This window comes from Flammeovirgaceae bacterium SG7u.111, from assembly GCA_034044135.1.
Lineage (GTDB): Bacteria > Bacteroidota > Bacteroidia > Cytophagales > Flammeovirgaceae.
Genome location: CP139021.1, coordinates 3056669 through 3080690 on the forward strand (window position 1 = coordinate 3056669; position 24022 = coordinate 3080690).

General features: G+C 39.7%; 18 protein-coding genes. 11 read left to right on the forward strand and 7 right to left on the reverse strand.

What is annotated here, in order from left to right:
• Nucleotides 1-255: 255 nt before the first annotated feature.
• Nucleotides 256-1260, forward strand: a complete 1005-nt coding sequence (locus R9C00_11890; protein WPO38154.1) for a DHH family phosphoesterase — start codon at nucleotides 256-258, stop codon at nucleotides 1258-1260.
• A gap of 476 nt (nucleotides 1261-1736) precedes the next feature.
• Here the strand turns inward: R9C00_11890 and R9C00_11895 are convergent, their stop codons facing one another.
• The 6 genes from R9C00_11895 to R9C00_11920 form a co-directional block, all read right to left on the reverse strand.
• Entirely contained in the window at nucleotides 1737-1976 is a 240-nt protein-coding gene (locus R9C00_11895; GenBank protein WPO38155.1) for a hypothetical protein, read from the reverse strand.
• Nucleotides 1977-2250: 274 nt separating this feature from the next.
• Complete coding sequence (locus R9C00_11900; GenBank protein ID WPO38156.1) at nucleotides 2251-2448, reverse strand: hypothetical protein; 198 nt, start codon at nucleotides 2446-2448, stop codon at nucleotides 2251-2253.
• Between the two features lie 24 nt (nucleotides 2449-2472).
• A complete protein-coding gene (locus R9C00_11905) occupies nucleotides 2473-2700 on the reverse strand; it encodes a hypothetical protein (protein WPO38157.1) in 228 nt (75 codons plus the stop codon).
• 267 nt (nucleotides 2701-2967) lie between these two features.
• The gene (locus R9C00_11910) at nucleotides 2968-3144 is read right to left on the reverse strand and encodes a DUF3606 domain-containing protein (GenBank protein ID WPO38158.1); all 177 of its coding nucleotides are present in this window, start codon (nucleotides 3142-3144) and stop codon (nucleotides 2968-2970) included.
• An 86-nt stretch (nucleotides 3145-3230) separates the two neighbouring features.
• Nucleotides 3231-4229, reverse strand: coding sequence for a WYL domain-containing protein (locus R9C00_11915; protein WPO38159.1), 999 nt, complete (start codon nucleotides 4227-4229; stop codon nucleotides 3231-3233).
• A 532-nt stretch (nucleotides 4230-4761) separates the two neighbouring features.
• On the reverse strand, nucleotides 4762-5487 hold the full coding sequence (locus R9C00_11920; GenBank protein WPO38160.1) for a hypothetical protein: 726 nt from the start codon (nucleotides 5485-5487) through the stop codon (nucleotides 4762-4764).
• Nucleotides 5488-6900: 1413 nt separating this feature from the next.
• Between R9C00_11920 and R9C00_11925 the strand changes: the two genes are divergently transcribed.
• The 6 genes from R9C00_11925 to R9C00_11950 all read left to right on the forward strand — a co-directional run bounded on the left by R9C00_11925 (nucleotide 6901) and on the right by R9C00_11950 (nucleotide 16615).
• Complete coding sequence (locus R9C00_11925) at nucleotides 6901-7848, forward strand: hypothetical protein (protein WPO38161.1); 948 nt, start codon at nucleotides 6901-6903, stop codon at nucleotides 7846-7848.
• A gap of 184 nt (nucleotides 7849-8032) precedes the next feature.
• Nucleotides 8033-8890 carry an alpha/beta hydrolase gene (locus tag R9C00_11930; GenBank protein WPO38162.1) on the forward strand — a complete coding sequence of 286 codons (858 nt, stop codon included), beginning with the start codon at nucleotides 8033-8035 and terminating at the stop codon, nucleotides 8888-8890.
• 404 nt (nucleotides 8891-9294) lie between these two features.
• Entirely contained in the window at nucleotides 9295-11430 is a 2136-nt protein-coding gene (locus R9C00_11935; protein WPO38163.1) for a 7TM diverse intracellular signaling domain-containing protein, read from the forward strand.
• 99 nt (nucleotides 11431-11529) lie between these two features.
• Nucleotides 11530-13839 carry a chondroitinase-B domain-containing protein gene (locus R9C00_11940; protein WPO38164.1) on the forward strand — a complete coding sequence of 770 codons (2310 nt, stop codon included), beginning with the start codon at nucleotides 11530-11532 and terminating at the stop codon, nucleotides 13837-13839.
• A gap of 293 nt (nucleotides 13840-14132) precedes the next feature.
• Entirely contained in the window at nucleotides 14133-15326 is a 1194-nt protein-coding gene (locus tag R9C00_11945) for a crosslink repair DNA glycosylase YcaQ family protein (protein WPO38165.1), read from the forward strand.
• A 197-nt stretch (nucleotides 15327-15523) separates the two neighbouring features.
• On the forward strand, nucleotides 15524-16615 hold the full coding sequence (locus R9C00_11950) for a glycoside hydrolase family 18 protein (GenBank protein ID WPO38166.1): 1092 nt from the start codon (nucleotides 15524-15526) through the stop codon (nucleotides 16613-16615).
• Between the two features lie 29 nt (nucleotides 16616-16644).
• Here R9C00_11950 and R9C00_11955 read toward each other — a convergent pair whose 3' ends face one another.
• The gene (locus R9C00_11955) at nucleotides 16645-17994 is read right to left on the reverse strand and encodes an NAD(P)/FAD-dependent oxidoreductase (protein ID WPO38167.1); all 1350 of its coding nucleotides are present in this window, start codon (nucleotides 17992-17994) and stop codon (nucleotides 16645-16647) included.
• A gap of 149 nt (nucleotides 17995-18143) precedes the next feature.
• On the opposite strand from R9C00_11955, the gene R9C00_11960 reads away from it, so the two are divergent.
• The 4 genes from R9C00_11960 to R9C00_11975 all read left to right on the forward strand — a co-directional run bounded on the left by R9C00_11960 (nucleotide 18144) and on the right by R9C00_11975 (nucleotide 23978).
• Entirely contained in the window at nucleotides 18144-18503 is a 360-nt protein-coding gene (locus R9C00_11960; GenBank protein ID WPO38168.1) for a cupin domain-containing protein, read from the forward strand.
• Between the two features lie 68 nt (nucleotides 18504-18571).
• The gene (msrA, locus tag R9C00_11965; protein WPO38169.1) at nucleotides 18572-19228 is read left to right on the forward strand and encodes a peptide-methionine (S)-S-oxide reductase MsrA; all 657 of its coding nucleotides are present in this window, start codon (nucleotides 18572-18574) and stop codon (nucleotides 19226-19228) included.
• A 429-nt stretch (nucleotides 19229-19657) separates the two neighbouring features.
• Complete coding sequence (locus R9C00_11970; protein ID WPO38170.1) at nucleotides 19658-20611, forward strand: NAD(P)-dependent alcohol dehydrogenase; 954 nt, start codon at nucleotides 19658-19660, stop codon at nucleotides 20609-20611.
• A 184-nt stretch (nucleotides 20612-20795) separates the two neighbouring features.
• A complete protein-coding gene (locus tag R9C00_11975) occupies nucleotides 20796-23978 on the forward strand; it encodes an AsmA-like C-terminal region-containing protein (GenBank protein ID WPO38171.1) in 3183 nt (1060 codons plus the stop codon).
• The last annotated feature ends 44 nt before the right edge of the window (nucleotides 23979-24022 follow it).

Genomic DNA, 24022 nt, shown 5'->3' on the forward strand with positions numbered 1-24022 from the left:
AACATTCCATAACAAAACCCTATGGCAGAAGGGAGTTCCCAAAACGGTTCACACCCACCTTGAAAGGCAGTAAACATCTTGCCCACGGAGTTTCTGCAAATCAGGAGATTTGCATCAAAAAAACACATCTAAGAGGACGCTGCGCTAACTCTCAGAAGAACCTGCGCAAGAATGTCGAAAAAGGGAAACGATAAAAACACCGGTTTTTAGTTTATACTTGCACCCCAATAGAAAACCAAGCGATTTAAAACAATAATGAACGACTACAAACAAATTGAAGCGGAGATACTTGCCGCTTCCCATATTGTCATTACCTCCCACAAATCTGCCGATGGGGATTCGATAGGCTCTTCACTGGGGCTCTTGTATTTTATAGAAAAGCTTGGTAAAAAAGCAGTGATTTGCCATCCAGATGCAGCCCCTAGCTTTTTATACTGGTTGGACACCTCTCCTATTTTGCTCATGAGCGAGGAGCCCGAAAAAGTAACCGCAGCTTTTGAACAAACTGACTTGATCTTTTGCCTAGATTACAACACAACCGACCGTGTAGGCCCTGACATGCAAGCCTTATTGGAGTCGGCTACTTGCAAAAAGATCATGATAGACCACCATCTGCATCCGCAAGAATTCCCTACGATCACCGTTTCCGATACCTCCGCTTCGTCTACCTCACAGCTGATAGTAGAACTGATAGAACAATCGGGACAAGGAAAGTTGCTCGATGAAAAAATAGGTACTCCACTCTACCTCGGCATCTTGACCGATACGGGAAGCTTTCGGTTTTCTTCCGTACAACCCCGCACACACGAAATACTGGCAAAACTATTAGCCGCAGGCGTGCAGCATCATTTGGTACATGAAAAGCTAAACGATACCAACACCGCAAGTCGGTTACGACTGCAAGGCTATGCGATGAGCGAAAAAATGGAAATCATGGAAGACTACCAAGTAGCCATCATTTCTCTTTCCAAAGAGGAGCTCGCCAAATACGATTACCAAAAAGGAGATACTGACAACCTAGCAAACAATTGCCTCTCTATAAGGGGAATGAAAGCTGCCATTGTATTTTCAGAACGCGATGGGATCATGAAAATATCGTTCCGGTCCAAGGGGCAAGAAAACCCTGTCAATGTACTTGCCTCAGAGCATTTCAACGGGGGTGGGCATGCCAATGCCGCAGGCGGAATGAGCGAATCATCGGTAACAGAAACATTGGACAAGATCAAAAGCTTAATCCCTGAGTATTTTTCTGCTAACTAACTAGCATGGCTCTGTATAATTTAGCCAGCACTGGAGCATTTTAAAGGGCCTATCCATATAAAATCAGCTATTCGGCATGGAACTTTATATGACTGAAAACAATCAGTTTCTTAAGTCCCGAAGGGACGGTATATTTATAGAAAGGGCAAAAAAATAAACTAGCCCTGAAGGGGCGACATACTTATTTCGCCCCTTCAGGGCTGTACCCTAAGCTATATTATGTAGCTATAAACATGTCGCCTCTTCGAGGCTTGGACTGAGCAAAATAAGGCTCGGCAAATGTAACCTTACAGACGATCTACTCTTTTAAAGGACTTTCCATTATACGTTTTCATTTGTCCACTTACTCAAAGGGCAGCAAGGACATACCCCACATAGTTTCGCAAATTAGGAGATTTGCTTCAAAAAACACTTCTGAGAGGATGCTGCGCTAACGCTCAGAAGAACTTGTTTGCACAATTAACGCCGTTACCTGGCTAGTAGCATACCTGCTGGAGGGCAAGCCCTTCTGCCTCAGAAAGAGTAACGGCGTTACTATTTGAAGAGCCGTATCGTCGGGGGCGTTTCAGACCGCCCCCGACACTTGCTCGCTGAATAAGTAAAAAGCAATGTTCTCCGTAGAGTTTTTTCTCTACGGAGTTATCAAAAACAGTCAATCTTCCGATTGACGCCTTAAAGGGCAGCAAGGCTACACCTTGCCAACGGGGTTTCTGCAAATCAGGAGATTTGCTTCAAAAACACTTCAAAGAGGACGCTGTGCTAACTCTCAGAAGAACTTGTCTCAGAACATTTCAACGGGGGTGGGCATGCCAATGCCTCTGGCGGAATGAGCGAATTATCGGTAACAGAAACGTTGGACAAGATTAAAAACCTGATCCCTAGCTACTTTTCTGCTAACTGGCATGGCTCTGTATAATTTAGCCAGCACTGGAGCATTTTAAAGGGCAGCAAGGGCATACCTAGCCCATGTAGTTCGCAAAACAGGAGCATTTACCTAAATGCTTTCTTAATTTCATCTGTAACTTGCTTTGCAAGCATTGACTCCATTTTTGTTATTAATTTTGTTTCAAATTTTTTGCAACAACATGACAATTCAATTGAATCTCTTTTAACTGTTGCTGTAGGTTTTTCAAAATGCACAACACAACGCTCTCTTTCAAGAGTTCTAGCAATTTTCTTTAAGTCCATAATATTGATTTTTAGCCAAAAACTTCAAGGTTTGTATGAAACTGTAACAATGTTATCACTTTCAATTGACTCATGTATATCACTATAATGGTGATCATACTCTAAAATGTCAACTGATGAATATTTTATACTAAATTCATCAAGATAATTTCTTGACAATTCCAATATTTCTTCCTTATTCATTCCAGACCTCTTTACTTTTAATACTTTTTTATCTTGGTAAGAGACAAGAACATTACTTAAATCACTCATAGTTAAACAAATTTAAATTACTGAAATAGATCGTAATATTTCCACTACGACCTACGAGAATCACTTACAGCCATTCTTAGCACATGTGATTTTTTCATTTGAGTTTACCCAATGAGTAGTGTTCTCTGTTGTATCAAAACCACAACCTGTCTTCCCACCTTTTTGTCCTTTATGGACTTCTTGTGTTGGTAAATGTTTAACAGCCATAATAATAAATTTTAGGTTACACTTGAATTTGTTAAAGTATTATCCTTTTGAAGAAATATGCTATTTCCCAAGATATTCCTTTACTTTAGCTACTGAATAGCCAACTTGATTAACTGCACTTATAAGTTGGATTTGTGATACACCAAACTTCTTTGACCAATAATTCAGTTCCCATTTTTGATTAATATTGATTTTAGTTGGATCTTCTGGAAATTTTCTGTTTAAATTATCACTCATTGTTTTTGTGTTTAATGAAACCATTAATTTTCTTTTCACAAAATACAGCGAGATGGCGAAAAGGAATTTCGCCATCAAAAAAATTATTAATAAATTTTACTTAAAGCATCAATATGTACTTTAATTTCCTCTTGAAGTTTATTAGGAGATACCACTTTCACAGCTTTCCCATAACTTAAAATCTTTGAATAAAACTCATAGGATGGCTTTACTTGAATTGAGATTCTAAGCTCCTCGTTATTATCAACTAATACCTTTTGTGTGGAATGAAGTGGTAATGATTTAATATAGAATCCTTGATGTGCATCAAAAGATAAAATCACTTCAGTTACAGGCTCATCAAAAACAGAAATGCCAAATGAATATTTAAAATATTCATCAAAATCAATTTTATCAGGTGAAAAATACTCACTAGTTATGTATAAAGATTTGATGCGATCATCTATAGCAAAAGTAGTTAATTGCTTCTTACCTTTTAACTTGCCAATTATATACCACCTATTGCTATCTTCCTTTAATAGATATGGATATAATATCCTCTTTTTGATATTATTATCTCCGTATTTTTGATATTCAAATTCTATAATTTTTTGTTCTTCAAGCGCAGTAACAATATTAGGTATAAATTCTGTACCCAAACACATTGGAATATTTTGCGTTTGAATATATTGTCGTTGCTCTACATTTTTTAAGCTCTTTCTTATTTGAACAGCTTGCAATACTTTTTCAATTGCAGTTGAAAAGTCTTTAAAAATAGGATAGTTTTTGTATAAATTGAGTTTTCCCGCAAAAATTTGCAATGTATTTATTTCTTCTTCTTTAAGACCAAAGCCAGTAATGGAATATTTTGAATCAGCGTAAAAGTATGCTTTCTTACTTTTATCATATTCTATAGGTGCATAGTATCCTAAAAAGGAATCAGTTTGCATATCTTGAATATCTTTTTGAATACTTCTGACTGTTATACCCATCTCACATTCTTTCAGGCAGATATCAACCAAATCAGCAGTTTTTACATAATCTTTACGAGATAATTCTCTATCAATAATTTTATAGCGGGCAAAAGCATATTTATTTTGTGCCATTTTATTTATAATCTAAATAACATCCATCTATTAGTGTTAAAATAATAAAAACAGCTTACAAACACAAATAAAAAACCATGCGATAACACACCGTTAGGATGCATTAACAGACGATTGTGACGGCGTTACTGGAATTATGCAGTCGCTTTCGGCATCAATCAGCGCAGCTTTGTTGCACAGTAGGAAGGAGTCCTGCTAAATAGCGGGAGACAGAATTGGGAGAGCTTAGTGGTTTTATAAATAAATAGAAAAACAACAACCCGTGTCGTTCCAGGCCTGAGGCGGACGGCTAGTCACGGAATCTCCTACCAATGCACCAGCAAGCATTGCGGAGCTTAGCTTTTCCAAGGTGCAACAAGGCACTGCGGAACTTTCCCCTCTGCATCAATATGACCTTGTTGCACAGTAGGCTGGAGATTCCGGCTTTCGCAGGAATGACTCGTTTTTTTGTATCACCCTAGGCATAGAATGGGGAAGAGTGATGTGGAGTAAAAAAGTAACGACGTCACTTAAAGTGACGTCGTTACTGGAATTATGTAGTCGCCTTAGCCGACTTCGCAGTGCTACTGGCTGGTGCAGGCTTTGGCTCTGGCGTAAGTTCATAGATCACTTTGAACTCTTTGAACCATGCATAGAACTCATCTTTTAAAGCCTCCCTTGCTTCGGTGGCGCGAGTGGCGTGTGTCAGCTTTAGGTTCGCCAATTGGTTGTTTTCCACTACCTCATCGGCTAGGTTGAGCAACTGCTGCATCAATTCGTCATTAATGCTTAGTTTTTTAAACGCATCGTTGATCTCCTTGTCTTCTAGGGCAAAGCCGTAAAACTTGGTGATATAATCTATTTTCTCACTCAGTGGATTGGGCCTGTCCCCTTTCAGTTGCAGCTTGTCGTAAATGCCGGGCTGTTCTTTTTGATTAAACACTTTTCTCGCCATTTTTACATGTCTCATATATTCCTTCTCAAGGTTTTTTAATCCTTGTTTGAAGATGGCAAATTGCTGCTTCTTATCGGCATACTTTTCAGTGCACACCTTTTCCGCTTTCATTACCTCACCTCCCAAGGCAATCATTTTTTCAATGCTTGCCTTCGTATAGCTTATGCTCTTAGCCCTTTCTAACGAGAGGGGGTCTTTTACCACATTGGTAATAAACCGAATGTCTTCTGCCAATAGCTTTTTCCATGTGTTATTGGCTTTTCTTTTTTTTGCTACTTCTTCCGAAATTTCTTTCTGTTCTATTGGCTGTGTTTGTTCCGACATAATTATTTACTTTTAGTTAGACCATTGGATTTCAAACACTTATAAAACACGCCATTTGCTTTATTCTTGCCTTCTCCAAAAACCTATTTCTTACATATGTAAGAAAACCGTGTAGATTGCGTTATACGCCCTCCTATGTAAGAAATAACCATCTTGCGAAGATTTGACAATGTACATCCGAAAAAAAACAGGTGCGAGTAGTACAGGATTACACCAAAACAGTACATCAAAAAAATCTCTGGATAACCTATACAAGCAATTATGCCCATTTCATGAAAAACAGTGCAAAAAACAAGCGGCTTTCCTTCCGTTTTCTGCGTATTGCCTTATAAACCTTGCGGTTCACGCTTCATTTTGAGCGGAACATGTAATAATCGTTGCGATTTATTACACGATCAGTGCGGTTTGCATCCTGTTTTATGCCCATATGTAAGCATTTGCCGCCTTTTGGTCGTAAAAATCAGCGGATAACGCTCTAAATTTTGCGGTTTACGCAGTAACCGTTGCGGTTAACGCTCTATCCGTTCAGCCCACCCTTGCTTTTGCCAAAGATTATTCTCCAAGTGAGGCGGACAGGATAAGTAAGGAATGTGGGATATCGTTGGTTTTTGAGGATTTTGTAGCTAGATATTACCATCACATATTTATTGTTGTGTTGTAAGGGTTGTATGGATACTGCATGTAAAAAAAGAATCCTAGTTTGTTAAGCTTTAGTATGATGGAAAGAGTCCATAAAATAGCTAATCTGACCGTAATCAACTATGTTTGGACTTGAAGTTATTCACTGTAAAACCTTTTGGATGCTAATAGCATTTATCACGGTTTAGTTTATACAGGCTTTCTTGGCTTAAAATTTAGTTTAGGCTAAAGCCAATGTCGTTTATACTTCCAAACGGGGCTTAAAAGCCCCGTCTAGTGATTCTTTTTATCAATGGTAATGGGCTTATTTAGATTGACTAAATAACCGTCATTTTTGTAAAGATATTCAGAGAAAAAACCCTGTAGGGGTTTCATAATTGTAGTAATTAGCATAAACATTCTATCAACCCTGTGAGGGGTTGCAGAAACCTGCATTTTACACAAATTCTGCAACACCTACGGCGTTGTTTTCATCTGCTTGGCCAAATCTACAATATTGGAACCTCTACGAGGTTCTTTTACATCTAATAAAATCTCCAAATGGGACAGTTTGCAATGTTGCAGATGGATTACAGGCTACTATCAGACATAATAAATTATGTCGCTTAAAAAGTCAATTTTAATCAGCCCGTTGAACAACATCAAATTTGTTCGGCTTTAGCCTAACATTTTTGGTAAGCATTGCTTTTAAAAGTTTCTCACTGAAACAAATCCTTTCGGTGCTAATAAATAATTTTGTTGTAATCGAAAAACCTCAACTACTAAACACTACAAATGCCCAATCGCAACTACATTTATTCCTTCAAATACGATGTTCATCATACCGAATTATGCAAGTTGGAATCGAGGCAACTGTTTGATGAAGAAGTAAAGAGCAAATTGCTGTTCTCAAGTACCAAAGTTGATCCTTCTATCAGCCCTTTCATCAAAAAAAGGCTTGAGATTATGCTATCTGCCAAAGATTACCCTGAACTGGTTGATAGTGTCAAGAACGAGAATATCCACATGGAGGGGTTTAAGGCTGAGTATTTGGTGTTGGACGGCGATGCTACAGCGTATAGAGAAAGGCTTCGGAAGTTAAAAGACATAGGCTACAGCATAGAGGGCGAGCCCGATTATTATGCTCCTACCATCACGTATTCCATCTGCCATTATGAGAACGTTTGGTACTTTGGAGTGCTTACCAAAAACAATATAGACTGGCATAAGCACAAGAAAAAGCCTTGTTCGTTTAGCAACTCAATTAGCATGAACATCGCCAAGGCACTGGTAAGCATAGCCTCGAAAGGGAACAAAACTAGCCAGCTTTTAGATGCTTGCTGTGGCGTGGGTACTGTCATGTTAGAAGCATGCTTCTCTGGGTTTAGCATAGAAGGATGCGACATCAACAGCAAAGCCTGTGAAGATACAAGGGAAAACCTGGCGTACTATAGCTATACCGCCAATGTAAACAACTTAGATATCAAAGATCTTGACAAAGAGTACGATGTGGCTATCATTGATCTCCCTTACAATTTGTTTGCTTATTCAAATGATACGATTACCTCAAACATCATAGCATCAACAGCGAAGTTATCCCCTCGGGTTGTTATTGTTTCTATTTCGGATATCGAACCCATTATCAAAAAATCGGGGCTTAAGGTTGCCGACTTCTGCGCTGTTGAAAAAAGAGGGAATGCTAAATTTACCCGGAACATATGGGTGTGCGAAAAGGCAGAGTAGCACGAATTAAAATAAGAGAAACAACTTAATAGCTGGAGCCCATAAAGGAGATAAACCAATCATCCATTATTTAATTGCTAAATTACCCAACCTCTCCTTATATTTAGAAGCTACATTTCAAAACAGCTTCTTAGCATAATGTATTCTTTTCAAATATTTTTGAACCAAAATAACTAAGGTAAATATGAAACTCACTTTTTTGACCACTTTGTTGGCACTTCTCACCTTTACAAACTTTGCACAAACTACCGACACTCTTTACCTCTGGGCTGGGGAAGTGCCTGGAGAGAAAGACGAAAAGCACGCCGCGGTTCAGACGGACAATACGGCAAAAAATGTCACTCGATTGACGGATGTTACCAATCCTATTTTGATCGCTTATGAACCAGAAAAGCAAAATGACTCGGGCGCTGCCATTATTATCTCCCCAGGTGGTGGATACCATATCTTAGCCATCGACCTTGAAGGGTATGAGATAGCCAAGTGGTTCAATGACCTTGGCTATACGGCTTTTGTGTTGCAGTATCGGGTGCCCCAAAAGCGAGAGGGGGCATTGAACGATATCCAACGAGCCATTAGGTTGGTGCGAGGGAATACAGATAAATACAATCTCAATCCTGAGAAGATTGGCGTGTTGGGTTTTTCAGCTGGAGGAAGTTTGAGCGCTAGAGCATCTACCAATTTCATGAAAAACACCTATCCAAAAATAGATGAAATGGATTCTCTCTCTTGCCGCCCTGATTTCTCTATGCTCATTTATCCTGCTTACCTAGATGACGGGGAAAACCGCAGCCTTAGCCCTGAGTTGACTATTACAGAAAAGACTCCTCCGTTCTTTCTGTTTGGCACTGCGGATGATAAGTATGGCAATAGCAACCTTGTGATGGCAACAGCCTTACGAGACAACAACATCCCTGTAGAATTACATTTCCTCCCCAAAGGTGGTCATGGGTACGGAATGCGGCAAGGGAATATTGCCGCAGAAACGTGGCCTGCCTTAGCCGAGAAATGGCTGGATGAATTGCTTAAAAATATGGAATAGGTGCTTTTGATACCAAGCCCTATAAAGCTTTGGTTTTTAAAAATAAGCTAAAAAAGATTTAGTACATTACAAAAATGAAATATCCCTCGGTCTGTGGTTCACAGATCGAAAAGAATGACTCCAGACTGGATGATTCACAATGTTGCCTGTGGACCACAGGCAACGGATGTTTTTTGTCGTGTATTAAGAAAAAAAGCTATAATTATCAATCAACACAATACTATCTAGTCAATAATTCTTTGGATAAGTTGAGATCGTAAACTATATTTCAGTATACGTTAAAAAGCAACTTACTTTATGAAGTAGAAATACTAATGTGGGCAGGCCAGCTCTATGAACATATCTGCCTAGTATCTTGATATTGCTTCTATATTTGTTGTCATTTATCATCTTACCAAGACTGGATGTATTACCTATTAATAATAGCTTGTTTGTCTCAATTTGTAATGGTGGGTGTTGTATCCGAAGCCAAACAAATAGTCAATGTAGATGATATACAAGTAGCCTTGGAGGTTGGGAAGTTTGTCGAGGTTTATACCGATACTAGCAGAAAGCTATCAATACAAGAAATAATCAGCCATCCAGCTGGGGACTTTTTCACACCCCATTCTAAAAAAATCATCAATAGAACTGCATCACTATCTGACCTATGGTTGAGGCTTACTTATAGCAACAACACTTCCGACGATATGTGGCTAGAGGTAGGCGACCCTTTTTCTGTTTGGGAACTCGCCTGTTATATAATGCCTCCAGGTGAAAAAACTTTGCAACCCCAGTATGCCATGGGAGCTTTGTTGCCCTCTGATAATAAGTTGTTCCCTTCAAATTATTATTGTATCCCCCTCCCAAAAACACAGGGCAACCTTCCAACAACAGTTTATATTAAAATTTCTGGTGATTTTCCAATGACCTTGCGCCCTCAATTGATCAGGGAAAGCTTTTTACACATAAAGAGCCACGAAGAATTAGCTATTTTTTATCTTTTTTTAGGAATTGTTTTAGCTATGCTCTCGTACAATTTTTTTCTGTTCATTTCGACGAGAGATAAAACATATTTAGCTTATGTTTTTTATGTGTTCTGTACATTGATAATCGTATGTTTCACACAAGGCCACAATATATTTTACTTTCCTTTTTTTTATAAAAAATTAATAGTCTTTACTGCTCCGCAATACTTGGCGATGACCTTGTTTTTAAATTGTTATTTTGACCTGAGGAAAAATGCAAAACCATTATTCAATTTTATTTGGACATTATCACTAGTATTCATTATAATCCTACCTCTCATTAACCTACTTGACTTAATGAATTATGCGAAGCTGCTAAATCTATTCCAGTTAATTTCACCATTTTACTATCTGGTCAACATCTCTATAGGTATCTATTTTCTGTTAAAAAAATATTTTGGGGCTATTTATTATGTTGTAGGCTGGTCAATTTTATTTCTGTCAATGGCTCTTCATTTCCTGTTGATTAATGGCCTTTTGGAATATACTTTTTTCACAAGCAATATCGCCTACATGGGGTTTAGTATAGAGGTTTTAATCTTTGGCTTTGCTTTGGGTAGTAAAATAAGCAAGCTAAAAGATGAAAACCTCAAAGTCCAACAAGTGAATAATTCAATCCTTAGCGAGCAAAATATAAAACTAGACAAAATGGTTCGGCAAAAAACCAAAGAGTTGGACGATGCTTTATACGAGTCAAAAGAATTGAATGAAGAATTACAAGTGATGAATGAAGAATTACAAACCTCAAATGAAGAATTGTTTGCTAAGAATACGCTGATTTTTAATAAACAATCTAAACTAGAACAGGTGATAAAAAACCTTAAAGAGACTCAAACAAAATTAATCCAATCTGAAAAAATGGCTTCCTTAGGTATTTTGACTGCGGGAGTAGCACATGAAATAAATAACCCATTGAACTTTATAAAGGGGGCGTATATAGGTCTCAAAACTTATTTTGAAAACCATTTCACTCATGAACCAAACAACAAAATAGATAAGTTGCTAAATTATTTGAATATAGGGATAGAACGTACTGTTACTATCGTGCAAAGCTTAAACGAGTTTAGTAGTAGCAATGAAAAAAGAGAGGAAAATATCGATATCGAACATATACTCAATAATTGCCTTACGATTTTAGGGTACAGAGCAAAGGGGGAAATACGCATTGAAAAGCACTTTAATCACAATCCAAAGACCCAAATTAATGGGAATAAAGGAGAGCTTCACCAGGTCTTTGTAAATATCATTACCAACTCCATACAAGCAATTGATAAACAAGGAGTAATCCGCATATCTACCTATGATTCAGATAGCTTTATTGTGATTGAAATAAGTGATACTGGATGTGGGATTAGTAAAGAAAATCTTCTTAAAGTAACCGACCCTTTTTATACTACCAAAGCCCCGGGTGTGGGAACTGGTTTAGGCATGTCCATCTCCTATAATATCATTAAGGAACACGGGGGCAACTTAACGTTCTCCTCGGAACTTGGCAAAGGAACTACAGTAAAAGTAACATTGCCTTTTGACTAAAGCACCTCAAGGTATGTCAAAAAATTACTGTTTCCAGTAGTTTGGGCAATTAACATTTGTAGGTTAAATTACAGTTTGATCATAAAGAATCACACAACGATGAACAACCGACTAGTTTTTCTATTATTCATTATTTCACTTTTATCTTGTGCCGAATCTTCCATTAAACCCACAATTCAGGTTAGCAATTCTGAAGAATTGACCAAAGCAATACTTAATGCCAAGCCCGGTGATGAAATTATAATGGCAAATGGGGATTGGGATGATATTAGTATCCGGTTCAGTGGAAAAGGAACTAAACAAAAGCCTATTACCTTAAGGGCTGAAACGTTAGGAGGGGTGATTGTCCAGGGCAAATCTGATCTCAAATTGAGTGGAGAATACCTTGTTGTAGATGGGTTGGTTTTTACTAATGGGTATTCTACTTCACGAGCTACTATTGAGTTTGCCATAAAAGATTCGGTAGCGAATTACTGCCAGGTAACTAATTGCGTAATAAAGGATTTCAACAAGCCTCAGCGAAATATGACAGACCTTTGGGTGCTGTTCAAAGGAAGGCATAATCAATTGAGCCACTGCTATATTGCTGGAAAATCTAATCGTGGACCAACTGTCCGTGTGGACTTGGCGGGAAATGAAAGTATAAATAACCATCATAAAATAATCTACAACCATTTTGGTCCAAGACCACCTAAGGGAGGTCCTAGTGCTGAGACAATCCAACTGGGGAACAGCTTCACCTCTATGGCGCCCAGCTATACTTTGGTAGCCCATAACCTTTTTGATAGGTGTAATGGTGAGGTTGAAGTGATCTCTAGCAAAACCAATTTCAACGAATTCAGGAATAATGTGTTCTACAAAAGCGAAGGGTCGCTGGTTACCAGACATGGGAATTACTGTATTGTTGATGGCAACTATTTTATAGGCGATGATAAGTCCGAACATATGGGAGGTGTCAGGTTAATTGGCACTGGCCATTGGGTGACAAACAATTATTTTTATAACCTTAAGGGAAAAATATTCAGGAGCCCTTTGGCAGTAATGAACGGGATACCAAAATCGCCACTTAACCGCTACCTTCAGGTAACCGATGTGGTAATTGCGCATAATTCATGGGTCAACTGTGTTTCTCCGCTACAGTTTGGAGTTGGATCCAATATAGACGAAAAAGAAGTTTTACCAGCTTCTGAAATTAGGTCTGCCAGACCAATCCGTACTGTTTTTGCCAACAACTTAATCTATAACAATACAGGTGATAGCCTACCAATAGTTGCTCATGACCAGCTAGATGGAATTGACTTCAAGAGTAATATTATCAATAATCAGGGAGTGGGATTTGACCCTATCGACGGACTAATGCCTAAACCCTTTGAACTTACCAAGTTGGAAGAGAATGTGTGGGTTCCCGAAGCTTTACCTAAAATTGAGTTATATGTTGGGTTTGAGTTTGACCAAATCTCAAAAGATCTGTTCGGTACTTCGAGAACTGCTCATAATACTGTTGGTGCTATAAATGGGAGACCGAGTGCCAAACCTGAAATAATGCAATCAGACAAATATGGCCCGGATTGGTACATTCCAACTCCTCCCTCTGGTGAGCCGCAAACACACTCTGTCACAACTCCTCAGGAACTGACCGAAGCGGTTTCCGCAGCAAAAGATGGTGATATTATCGAGTTAGAAGGAGGCACCTTCGAGGTTGGCAACTCTTTAAAGATTGATAAAACCTTAACTATTCAGTCGAAAGATTTAAATAACAAGTCTACTATTTTGTATGTGGGAGAAGTACAAACGCCTGCTTTTGAGATGAACCCTAAAGGCCAACTGATTCTCAAGGGGATAGGCTTGAAGGGGGAAAAGACACAATATGCATTTGCTAGTCTGAAAAGCAACATGTCTAGCCTGTACAATCTTTCTGTAATTGATTGTGAAGTAAGCAATTTCGACTTCTTGCTTAAGGCTTACAAATACTCTTTTGCCGAGCATTTGACGTTTAAAGGTTCGGTCTTTAAAAACAGCAATAATGGTCTTGAGTTGTCTGAAGAAACCGATGACAAAGGAGAGTACAATGCTGAAAATATCGTAATTGAAAATTGTCATTTTGAAAGAATTGACAAAAATGTAGTCGATTACTACAGAGGAGGTTATGATGAGTCTACTATAGGTGGTAACTTATCCATCACTAATAGTACATTTTCAAATTGTGGTAGTAAAGAAGAAAATGGAATATTGCTCAATACCTATGGGATAATAAATGTAGATATTTCTGGAAATAAGTTCCTAGACAACAAAGTAAAACTTGTTGCCCAACTGTGGGGGGCAAAAAACAACTCCCATTCTAACAACGAAATTATTAATTCTGGAAAGATATTGGTTGAGCATAATTTAAAGCTTAATTTGCTTTACTAAGAAGCTGTTTGGAAATATATCTTCAAAATCCTTATATGCTTCTTTTGGCGCATAATTTCGTTAAAACCTTCGCACGTAGCGCTGCTATGCTTGTCGGTTTCACCTCATTCTACATCCAAAATAAGCGATAACAATTTTTGAATTTAATTCCCAAACAGCTTCTAAATCAAGAGGAATTATCGAAAAAAAGATCCCGATAGAGTAGGCAGCTTGAAACTCACTGGATCTTTTTTAGATAAAACAGTCTTACAGCGAAATTTTTTTTAAGAAAAAGGAGTCCTTAGAAATTCATTATGCCAGCAACCGAATCACTTTCTATACAGCAAGCAAGAAAACTGGTGTTGCTTTCGCAAAGGCTACCGCCTGTTAAACAGAAAGGCAGCGCTAAAGAAGCAACCCTTGAAGCTATAGAGCACCTTGGCTACATCCAAATAGATACTATTTCGGTTATTCAGCGAGCGCATCACCATACTTTATGGAGTAGAAATCCACGCTACAAGTCCTCGCAGCTCGAAGCTCTTTTGGCTGAGAAACACGTGTTCGAATACTGGTCGCATGCAGCGGCTTATTTGCCCATGAAGGATTACCGCTATAGCCTTCCTCGCAAAAATGCTCTTGCCAGCGGAAAGCAAAGTCATTGGTTCAAGAGGGATGAAGGCATGATGAAAAAGGTGCTTGATCGGATTAAAGAAGAAGGTCCTTTGATGGCCAAAGACTTTGAGCACAAGGGGAAAAAAATAAAAGAATGGGGTTCGAAACCTGCTAAGCAAGCATTGGAAACACTGTTCATGGAGGGCAAACTCATGATCCCTTATAGAGTAAATTTCCACAAGGTATATGAATTGACCGAACGCGTTTTGCCCACAGGCTTGGATACTTCCGAGCCAACACCCAAAGAACATACCCGCTTTCTGATCACTCGTTTTTTACAAGCCAACGGTATGGGGCAGGCAAGTGAAATAGCCTATCTGCTGAAAAATACGAAACCGCTTGTAAGCGAAACCTTGCAAGAGATGCATGAGAACGGCGAACTGGTGGAGGTAAATGCAGAGAGTAGCAACTACTTTGCCCTGCCTGCTACCCTAGAGCTGCTGAACAAACCCCTGAGCCGAACCAAACTCAACATCCTTTCCCCTTTCGACAACCTTCTTATCCAGCGCAAGCGCATGGCAGCATTCTTTGACTTTGATTATCAAATAGAATGCTACATGCCTGAACCTAAACGCAAATTCGGCTATTTTTCATTACCAATTTTGTGGGATGGAAAGCTCGTTGCCCGAATGGACTGCAAGGCTGATAGAAAAACCTCCATCTTTCACATCAACCATCTTGCACTAGAACCCTCCCTCCGAAAAAAGGAACAATTTGCAGTGGCTTTCTCGAAAGAACTACCCTCTTTTGTGGAATTCAATGGGTGCAATAACCTTCTTTTGCACAAGACAAGCCCAGCAAGTTTTAAAAGCGAATTGGATTACAGAATATTTTGAAACCAATTGGAGAATATTTTATGATATTTGTGTGGTAACTTATTTCATAACCTAACTAAACAAAAATCAAAGTGGACTGGAAAAACTCAACTACATTCAAACTCTTACTTCTAATCTTCGCACTAAGTTGCTCACCACAATCAAAGATACAAAATGAAGAAGTTTTAAAAACTGAATCCACATCCGGGCCAGTAATTATGGCCTATTATGTGCCAGAGCATAATTTCGAACCCAAAAAAATACCTGTCGAAAAGCTTACTCATATCATCTATTCTTTCACCCATGTGATCGACGGAGAAATGAAATTCGGGAAGCCAGAAGTAGCGGGTCCAAAGCTGGAGGCTCTTGTCAATCAAAAAGAACGCAATCCAAACCTGAAAGTAATGATCGCTTGCGGTGGCTGGGGAGCAGATGGATTTTCGGATATGGCTCTTACTGAAGAGAACCGTGCAAAGTTTATAAAAAGCGCTTCAGAGTTTATAAAAAAGTATCAGCTAGATGGAGTGGATATTGACTGGGAATATCCGGGAATATCAGGAGCAGGTACCAAGGCACGAGAAGAAGATACTGGAAATTTTACTGCCTTGATGAAAGGCTTACGTGAGATGCTGGACACCTTTGATGCACCAAAAGTCCTGACCTTCGCATCAGCCGGCTGGAAGCACTACTACGACCACATCGAAGTAAACGAGGTAATGAAATATGCTGACTACATCAATGTAATGACCTATGACCAAGTATCTGGCGTATCTGATTATACGGGTCATCATGCGCCTTTAGGGGATGTGAGCAGTGAAAATATGCTAGGCACGCCGTTCCACGATCACCTAGATAGCTTGTATCAAACTGGTGACAACCCTGATCCTCATCCACGTTCTGCACAGAAAATTGTAGATTTCCTGATCAATAAAGGGGTCAATGCCAAACAGATAGTAATTGGGGGAGCCTTCTACGGTAGGGTTTGGGAAGGCGTGCCACCAGAAAACAACGGACTGTACCAGCTTAGCGGAGGTATACACATTGGGTGGATGGCCTATCATCAAATTAGAGATACGTATGAACAAGATAGTAGTTTTCAGCGCTTTTGGGACGATAATGCCCAAGCACCTTTTATGTATAATTCTACAGACAGTTTAATGCTCTCTTATGATGATACAGTATCAGTAGCACAAAAAACCAAATATGCCATGGCAAAAGGATTGGGTGGCATTATGTTTTGGGAATTAGGCAATGATACGAAAGAGGAAGGAAGCTTGCTTGACGCAATTTATAAAGCTGCACAAGATTAATATTAACCGTACGGTTTAAGAAACAAGCCTTACTCAAATCCAATTTTACCAGCCAGCGATGCATTTGCAGGAACGAAGCTAGCGTCAAGCCCCATAGCTTGACAGGCTTCGGCTGCTACACGCACCGAGTTGTTGGCACTGCGCTCATCGGGGTAGATATGCGCCATATTTGCCAAGTACAAGCCTTCAATTTCAGTCTTGTTGCTTGGTACTTTTCCTGAGAAATTCAAGTCGCAAACAGTAGCGGCAGTCTTTGTTTTAAACACATGGAGCTGCTTTATCTCACTTTCTTTAAAATCAGGATAAATCTTGCTCAGCGGCGCAACCATTATTTTGCCTATCTCTTCTACGCTCATCTGGGCAAGATCTTCTTCCATATCGAAGTAACGTGAAAGGTAAACCAAATGCTTGCCCTCGTAATTTTCAGGACTTATAAAGTTGGTATGCTCGATGATCCCGCCAAAAGGGAAGCCCTCGTCCGAGACATTGAGCCAGTAAATAGGGCTGAGCGATCTATCCAGCTCGAGGATGGTACAAACCGCCCCAAAGTATTTTATTTCTTCTAGCTGCGCCTTTAGTTTTGATGCAGCCCCTAGCAATGGACTTAGGTAAATCGTGGGAATGGTCATTACAAATTCACCGCCCTCTATTTTACCTTTAGGAGTTTCTATTCCTTTTAATTTCTTGCCTTCTATTAACAATTCTGTAACGGGTGCTTCGCCCACCAGTTCCACTCCCATTTCCACCAACTTCTCTAGCAAAGCATCGAGCAAGGTTTTCAAACTGCCTTTTAGGTAGCCTAACTTCTCATCTCCCTTCTTGCGGGAGTTCATGCGCTGGCGCAAACGGCCGATCATCCATGCCAAAGGTACTTTTTCTGCATGAGGTCCAAATTTGATGTCGAGCAAAGGTTTCCACAGCGAATTAGTTGTCCCCTTTCCTGCCCATTTGTATAGCCAATCCATTGAAGATACTCCTTCGAACTTTTCCCATTGGGCAACCTTACCTAAGTACAAGCTGGTAAGCCCAAAGCGAATTTTATCAATGAAGCTAATGGGGGAAAACTTTAGAAGATCGAAAGGAGAATTGAAATCGAAGATTTTCCCATTGCGGAAAACGCCCATAGTAGTTTCATGAAACTCCAACTGATCAGATATACCTAATTCCTTGATAAGCCAGTTCAGCTCCGCATCGTGGGTAAAAAAGTGGTGGTAATAATATTCCAGGTGGTTGCCCCCAATGTAAAAAGTATTGAGCAAGCCTCCAAAGTTTTTACTGGCTTCCACTACCCGCACCGATTTCCCATTTTTAGCAGCTATGTAGGCAATAGCCAAGCCTGTGATGCCTCCACCAACTACCGTTATATCTTTCTTTTCCAATTTGATTTGCTGTGTTTATTCCAACTGCAAAACTATGTTTTTATACTTAAACAAAAAGGACTTGGGGACAAGAGCTCAAATCACTTAGATGCTCTTTGATAAATTACAATTGAAAGCTATCTTGCTCCCAAACAAGCGACTTAAGCAATATGAACGTAAAAGATGAATTTTCGAAAGTAGAGAAATACTTTTCCCCTCGCATAGTAGAGGAAGTCAATGATCAGTACGTCAAAATTGCGAAGATCAAAGGAGAGGACATCCCTTGGCACAACCACGAAAATGAAGATGAGCTATTCTACATTGTAGAAGGGGCACTTTTGATGGAAATAGAAAACAAACCTGACACGGTGATGGAAAAAGGGGATTTGATTGTAGTTCCTAAAGGGGTAAACCACCGAGTTTCTTCCGATGAGGAATGCTTCGTCATGCTTATCGAGTCCAAAACCACGGAACATACGGGGAAAGTCACCTCCACTATTACTAAGTCGATTGATGAACAGAAGTATTGAAAAGTAGGATAGGTTGAAACAATCTTCGCTATGCCCTGTTTGATAGATGTTCAAAATCTTTATGTACTATGAAAACCATTGCTTTTATTCTTCCCTTCATTTTTGCTATCACTACCAGCTGTAGTAGCCAGAGTTCCAAAGTGGCTAATCAAAAGACCTTGGATAACCTGCCCACAGATCCAAAACTTGAAAAAGCCTACTTTGCCTCGGGCTGTTTTTGGTGTGTAGAAGCCGTTTATGAAAGCGTAAAAGGAGTTGAAGAATCTATCTCTGGCTATGCTGGCGGGCAGACAAAGAACCCTTCGTATGAAGATTCCAATACGGGGGAGACGGGTCATGCCGAAGCGGTAGCCATCTATTACGATCCTGAGATCGTAAGTTTTAGTACGCTGGTAGATGTGTATTTTGGTTCTCAAAACATCACCCAAAAAAATGGACAAGGGCCTGACATAGGCTCCCAATACCGTTCAATTATTTTTTACCAGAATGAGGAAGAAAAACAAATTATTGAAAAAAAGGTAGCCGAGCTCAACAAGCAACTAGCACCTGAAAAAGTAGCTGCAGAAGTGAAGAAGTTTGAGAAATTTTGGGTGGGTGAAGATTACCACCAAAACTACGAACGGCTACACCCAAATCAGGGGTATATCCAAGCCGTATCAATCCCTCGCTTAAAGCGATTCCAAGAGAAATTCCCTGAATTGATCAAGAAAGAAGCGCATCATTAGGAAAAGGTTAGGAATTTATATGAATTAACAATCGAACTTGGGGTCAAAAATGGTTTCTCAAAAAAAAAGAAAGCTGACACGAGCGTCCGCTTGAATTGTTACTATAGTTCATCCAACCTTCTAGCTTCTAACCGCTTACATTACCTTTAGCCCTCTCCATCAAAAAGACATGCGAAAAAAGCTTTCAGCCTTTGGTCTGTATAGCGGCACACGTTATTTTGGATCTTTATGAACCTACTTGATAATAGTAATAGAAAAGCTTAAGGAGATTAGAGGATAGAAAAAAAATAAAACTTCAAAAGCCTATTTTTCTCTAACCTCTCTTAAACTAGATTTTCTAAGGTGTCAAGTAAGATCATAAAATCTGTTTTTACACTAAAAGCTTTTCGGTAACACCTATTTCTTTTCCTATCCATCTAAACAACTAGAATGAAAGCATTTACAAAACACACATATGGAGGGCCTGAAGTCCTTCATTTGGAAGAAGTAGATAAGCCTACTGTAAAAGATGACCACATTTTAGTTAGAGTAGAAGCTAACTCCGCCAATCCTGCGGACTGGCATACCCTCAGGGGTAAGCCCATGTTGGCACGGCTTGCTTTCGGCTTGCTCAAGCCCAAAGACCCAATTTTGGGAGCTGACTTTGCTGGAATAGTAGAAGAAACAGGCAACAAGGTAACAAGCTTTACCGTGGGAGATCGGGTGTTTGGTGAATACCTAAAAGGGGGGGCTTTTGCCCAATATGTATCTGCCCCAGCAGCAGTCAGTGCGAAGATGCCCAAAAACGCAAGCTTTGCCGAAATGGCAAGTGTACCCATTGCCGGAACAACTGCATTACAAGGGCTTATCACGCATGGAAAGCTCAAAGAAAGGGAATCAGTTCTCATCAATGGTTCTTCGGGAGGTGTCGGTCATTTTGCCGTGCAGATAGCCAAAGCCTATGGTGCTCAGGTTACTGCCGTATGCTCTAGCAAAAACAGGGAGTTTGTAAAAAGCTTAGGAGCTGACCATGTACTAGCCTATGACGAAGAAGATATTCACCAGCATGCTGGGAAATATAATCTTATATTGGACAACCACGGAAACCTCACGCTGGCTGATTATAAACGAATGGGTGACCGAGGGGTTACCGTTGGTTTCACCACTATGGGACACATGTTTTCTCTGCTTTCAAAGGCTGCCCTCAGTAAATTTGACCTTGCCCAATTTACAGCTGCCGCCAATACCAAAGACCTTGATACATTAGCTTCATTGATTCAGCAGAAGAAGGTTCAGGTGCATATAGAAAAGACCTATCCCCATAGCAGTATTCCCGAAGCCATAGGCTATATAGAAGCCATGCGTACCAAAGGCAAAGTAGCCATGGTGTGGGAGAATAATTAGGGAGTATAATCAGTGATGAACCCTGTAATAGTATAGATCTCTATTTCTTAAACTCAAAGAATATTGCTTAAAAGAGCTGTTTTAGTTGAATATAAAGCTTACCGTTCCAGCCATTTTACGAACGGTGTATTTTCCTCATAGAAAATGACTAAATTCGATCCTTGGAATCAATAGGTAACCTAATTTGAAAGAAGACTTCAGTTTAAAGCGGATTTTGCTGTATGTTTTTTTGGTTTCCACGGTAATGGGAGTAGCACTTTTCTCTTTTGCCTACAAATACAAAAACCAGATAGCAGGAAAAATCATTGAAGAGTTTGGGGAAAATACGGGCTTGGCTATCAAGCTTGGGAGGTCTTCTATATCCGTTTTCAAAACGTATCCTAACGTTACGCTGGAGCTAAGCAATATTTTGGTAAAAAGCCGCACCCATGGCGATACGCTTGCCAATCTTGATAAAATCATCCTTTCTTTCGATTACGAAGACATAAAAGCGGGCAACTATGATGTGAAATATGTATTGGTTGATGGAGGGTATGCGCGCCTGCTAAGGAGAGATGATGGCACGGCCAACTATAGGGTAAATGTGAGAAAAAACTTAAAAGATACGACCAGCCTCAACCTCAACCTACAAGAGATTTCGATCAAGAATACGGCTGTTGTTTATACCAACAAATTGAACAATACGAATTATGAGGGCTTGGCTAGGGATATTCGAATGAAGCTTGGCTACAACAAAGAAATAATGAGCCTTGATATTGATGGAAATGTGTTTTTGCACGAGGCTACGTTGGACAGCAATACGTTTTTGAGGGATAAATCGGTTACGCTCAATGGAAAGCTCACCTACGATATTTTATTGAACGAGTTGGCAATCAACCCTTCGCAAGTGAAGTTGGAAGGGACGAGCATGGAAATGGAGGGCTTTTTGGATTTTGCCAATGATAAAAACCTTGACCTAGATATCAGGAGCGAGGAAACCGTGTTCAAAAACTTGCTTGCTCTTGCACCTTCTGATAATAGCAGCCAATTGGGTAATTATAGTGCAAAAGGGATGGTATTTGTGAATGCTAAGCTAAAAGGCAAAATTTCCAAAGGGAAAAATCCTAATGTGACTATTGATTTTGGCTGCGTAAATACCACCATCCGCAGGATAGACAAAAATGTGTCTATGGACTCGTTGAACCTGATCGGCCATTATAGCAATGGCTCGGAGCAGAGTTTGGCTACTTCAGAATTGACCATAACAGGGATGAATTTCAGGATGGGCAATCAGTTGGTCGATGGTTTTTTTAAAATGAAAAATTTTGATGAGCCTTCTTTTGAAACCAAGCTTAAAGGTGAGGTGGATGTGGAACGCCTGCTTTCGTTTGCCGCCCCAGCCAAGATACACAGGGCAAGCGGTTCGGTTGTATTAGATGTAGACATCAGGGGGGAAATTCGAGATATAGCCAAAGCTAAAGATCAAAAAAATGGATTTTATGCCAAAGGGTTTATACGCTTCAAAGGTGTTGATTTGGGTCTAAAATCATATAAACCAGTATTGGAAAACCTGAGGGGCACAACTTATTTCAAAAATGATTGGGTCAATTTTTCCTCGCTTAAAGCTAAAGTAGGCGAGAGTGAGTTGGTTTTTTCTGGAAAATTAAAACAAAAAAACAGAGGTGGTTTGTTTAGTGGGAATTCCACTTTTGAAGGTCGTTTGGTATCCAAAGAGTTACATGTTTCTGAGCTAATGGGCACGGATGGCGAAATGGCGAAAAAAGCACTTTGGGATGTTGATTGTGATTTTAAGTGGGATATTTTCCCAACTAACCCGATGGTTCTTCATTTGGTTGATTCTGGAGCTATTCACCTTAAGCAACTTGCTTTTAGAACTGCTAAGGCAAAGCCTAAAATGCAAGGAACAGGGGTAGGTATAGAGATAGGAAATGGAGATATGAACATGCCATCTATCGTGCTGAGTGGCGGGGAAAGCAGCCTGAACGGAGCTGTTTCCATAAAGCGATTTGCAAGCTGGTGGAAAAGGAGTTCTCAGCGGTGTAGGGTCGATTTTAATATCACTACGAATAGCCTCCAAGTAAATGACTTTACCAAGGTTGAAAACAGGGTTAAGATCGATAACCTCCGAATGAGAGGCTATATTTTTGCCCGCTTGCAGGATCTTCGCTCACTTGAAACGATCCCTTATACTAAGCTCCAAATCCAGAACTGTGAGTTTGATTTGAGGCAATGGGAGCAAAAACTAGAATCGGTGAGGGCTGATTTTCGTGTATCAGGTAGAGGAGTTGTTTTTAGGGAGGTTTCTGGTGTATTTGGACAGCAGCGTTTTTTCATAAAAGGAGGAATGGAAAATTATGAAGCGCTCTTGAAGAATACCAAAGAGCCGGCGCAAGTGACTGTTTTTTATAAAAGCCCAAAACTGAATGTAACGAAGCTTATCAATAATATCAGTGATAGTAAATTGTCCAAATTATCTCCTTCTCTGAAGAACAAATTGGATATTCGCCACTTGAATGTGCAGGTGGCTGAGTTGGCCTATGAACAGATAGAACTAAATGATTTTTTTGCAAAAGGAAGTTTTCAATCTCTTCAAAATCTTGTGATAGATTCATCTTATGCAAAGGCTGGAGATGGTTATATGCAACTCAAGGGGAATTATTCCTTGGCTGATAGCATACTCAATACGGAGATGGAAGCCAAAGGGGTGGAGGTAAGCAAGTTTTTTCAAGTATTCAAAAAGATGGGAAAAGGATTGGTGTTAGAAAAGAATGTCAAGGGAAAAGGTGACTTTTCCATCATAGCAAAGGCAAAGGTTGCTGAACCTTCTTCCATCGATTTTCAACAAACTTCGGCAAATGTAAAAGCGGTTGTGGTAAATGGGGAAATCAATCAGTATTTGCCACTGAGAGTACTGGGAGATTACTTTGAAAACTCAAAGATCAAAACGTTGCGTTTCGATTCACTTTACAATGAGATTGAAGTGAAAAGTGATTCATTGATCATGCGCTCTTTGCAACTAAAAACTGCTAACGGGGATGTGTTTGTATCCGGAAATCAAGTGAGCAAAAGAGAGTTGGATTATAAGGTGACGATTGATGCTCGTATTTTAGATAAAATACCTTATGAATTGGCATCGGAACTGCCTCAGGAATACCGAAGCCTATTGGTGAGACGATCTAAAAACGACCCTTTCAACTATTTCAAGAAAGATTCAAGAGCCATGTTGTCTATACGATTGCTAGGTACGCCTCAGCTATACGAAGTGTCTTTTATGCCAGATTTTAACCTACCCGAAAGTGAGATATCCCTCACAAAAGGACAAATTGTGCAAGGCGATTCCCTAAAACGAGTTTCCATGAATCGCTAGGCTAACTTTTTTGACATCAGCTCCCTTCCTTTGCTTTTGAAACC

Coding starts and splice junctions, on each gene's coding strand:
- R9C00_11960 (WPO38168.1), top strand. CDS start 18,144: ATGAACGTAAAAGATGAATTTTCGAAAGTAGAGAAATACTTTTCCCCT.
- R9C00_11930 (WPO38162.1), top strand. CDS start 8,033: ATGAAACTCACTTTTTTGACCACTTTGTTGGCACTTCTCACCTTTACA.
- R9C00_11900 (WPO38156.1), bottom strand. CDS start 2,448: ATGGACTTAAAGAAAATTGCTAGAACTCTTGAAAGAGAGCGTTGTGTT.
- R9C00_11935 (WPO38163.1), top strand. CDS start 9,295: ATGTATTACCTATTAATAATAGCTTGTTTGTCTCAATTTGTAATGGTG.
- R9C00_11915 (WPO38159.1), bottom strand. CDS start 4,229: ATGGCACAAAATAAATATGCTTTTGCCCGCTATAAAATTATTGATAGA.
- R9C00_11920 (WPO38160.1), bottom strand. CDS start 5,487: ATGTCGGAACAAACACAGCCAATAGAACAGAAAGAAATTTCGGAAGAA.
- R9C00_11890 (WPO38154.1), top strand. CDS start 256: ATGAACGACTACAAACAAATTGAAGCGGAGATACTTGCCGCTTCCCAT.
- R9C00_11910 (WPO38158.1), bottom strand. CDS start 3,144: ATGAGTGATAATTTAAACAGAAAATTTCCAGAAGATCCAACTAAAATC.
- R9C00_11945 (WPO38165.1), top strand. CDS start 14,133: ATGCCAGCAACCGAATCACTTTCTATACAGCAAGCAAGAAAACTGGTG.
- R9C00_11905 (WPO38157.1), bottom strand. CDS start 2,700: ATGAGTGATTTAAGTAATGTTCTTGTCTCTTACCAAGATAAAAAAGTA.
- msrA (WPO38169.1), top strand. CDS start 18,572: ATGAAAACCATTGCTTTTATTCTTCCCTTCATTTTTGCTATCACTACC.
- R9C00_11970 (WPO38170.1), top strand. CDS start 19,658: ATGAAAGCATTTACAAAACACACATATGGAGGGCCTGAAGTCCTTCAT.
- R9C00_11925 (WPO38161.1), top strand. CDS start 6,901: ATGCCCAATCGCAACTACATTTATTCCTTCAAATACGATGTTCATCAT.
- R9C00_11950 (WPO38166.1), top strand. CDS start 15,524: ATGGCCTATTATGTGCCAGAGCATAATTTCGAACCCAAAAAAATACCT.
- R9C00_11940 (WPO38164.1), top strand. CDS start 11,530: ATGAACAACCGACTAGTTTTTCTATTATTCATTATTTCACTTTTATCT.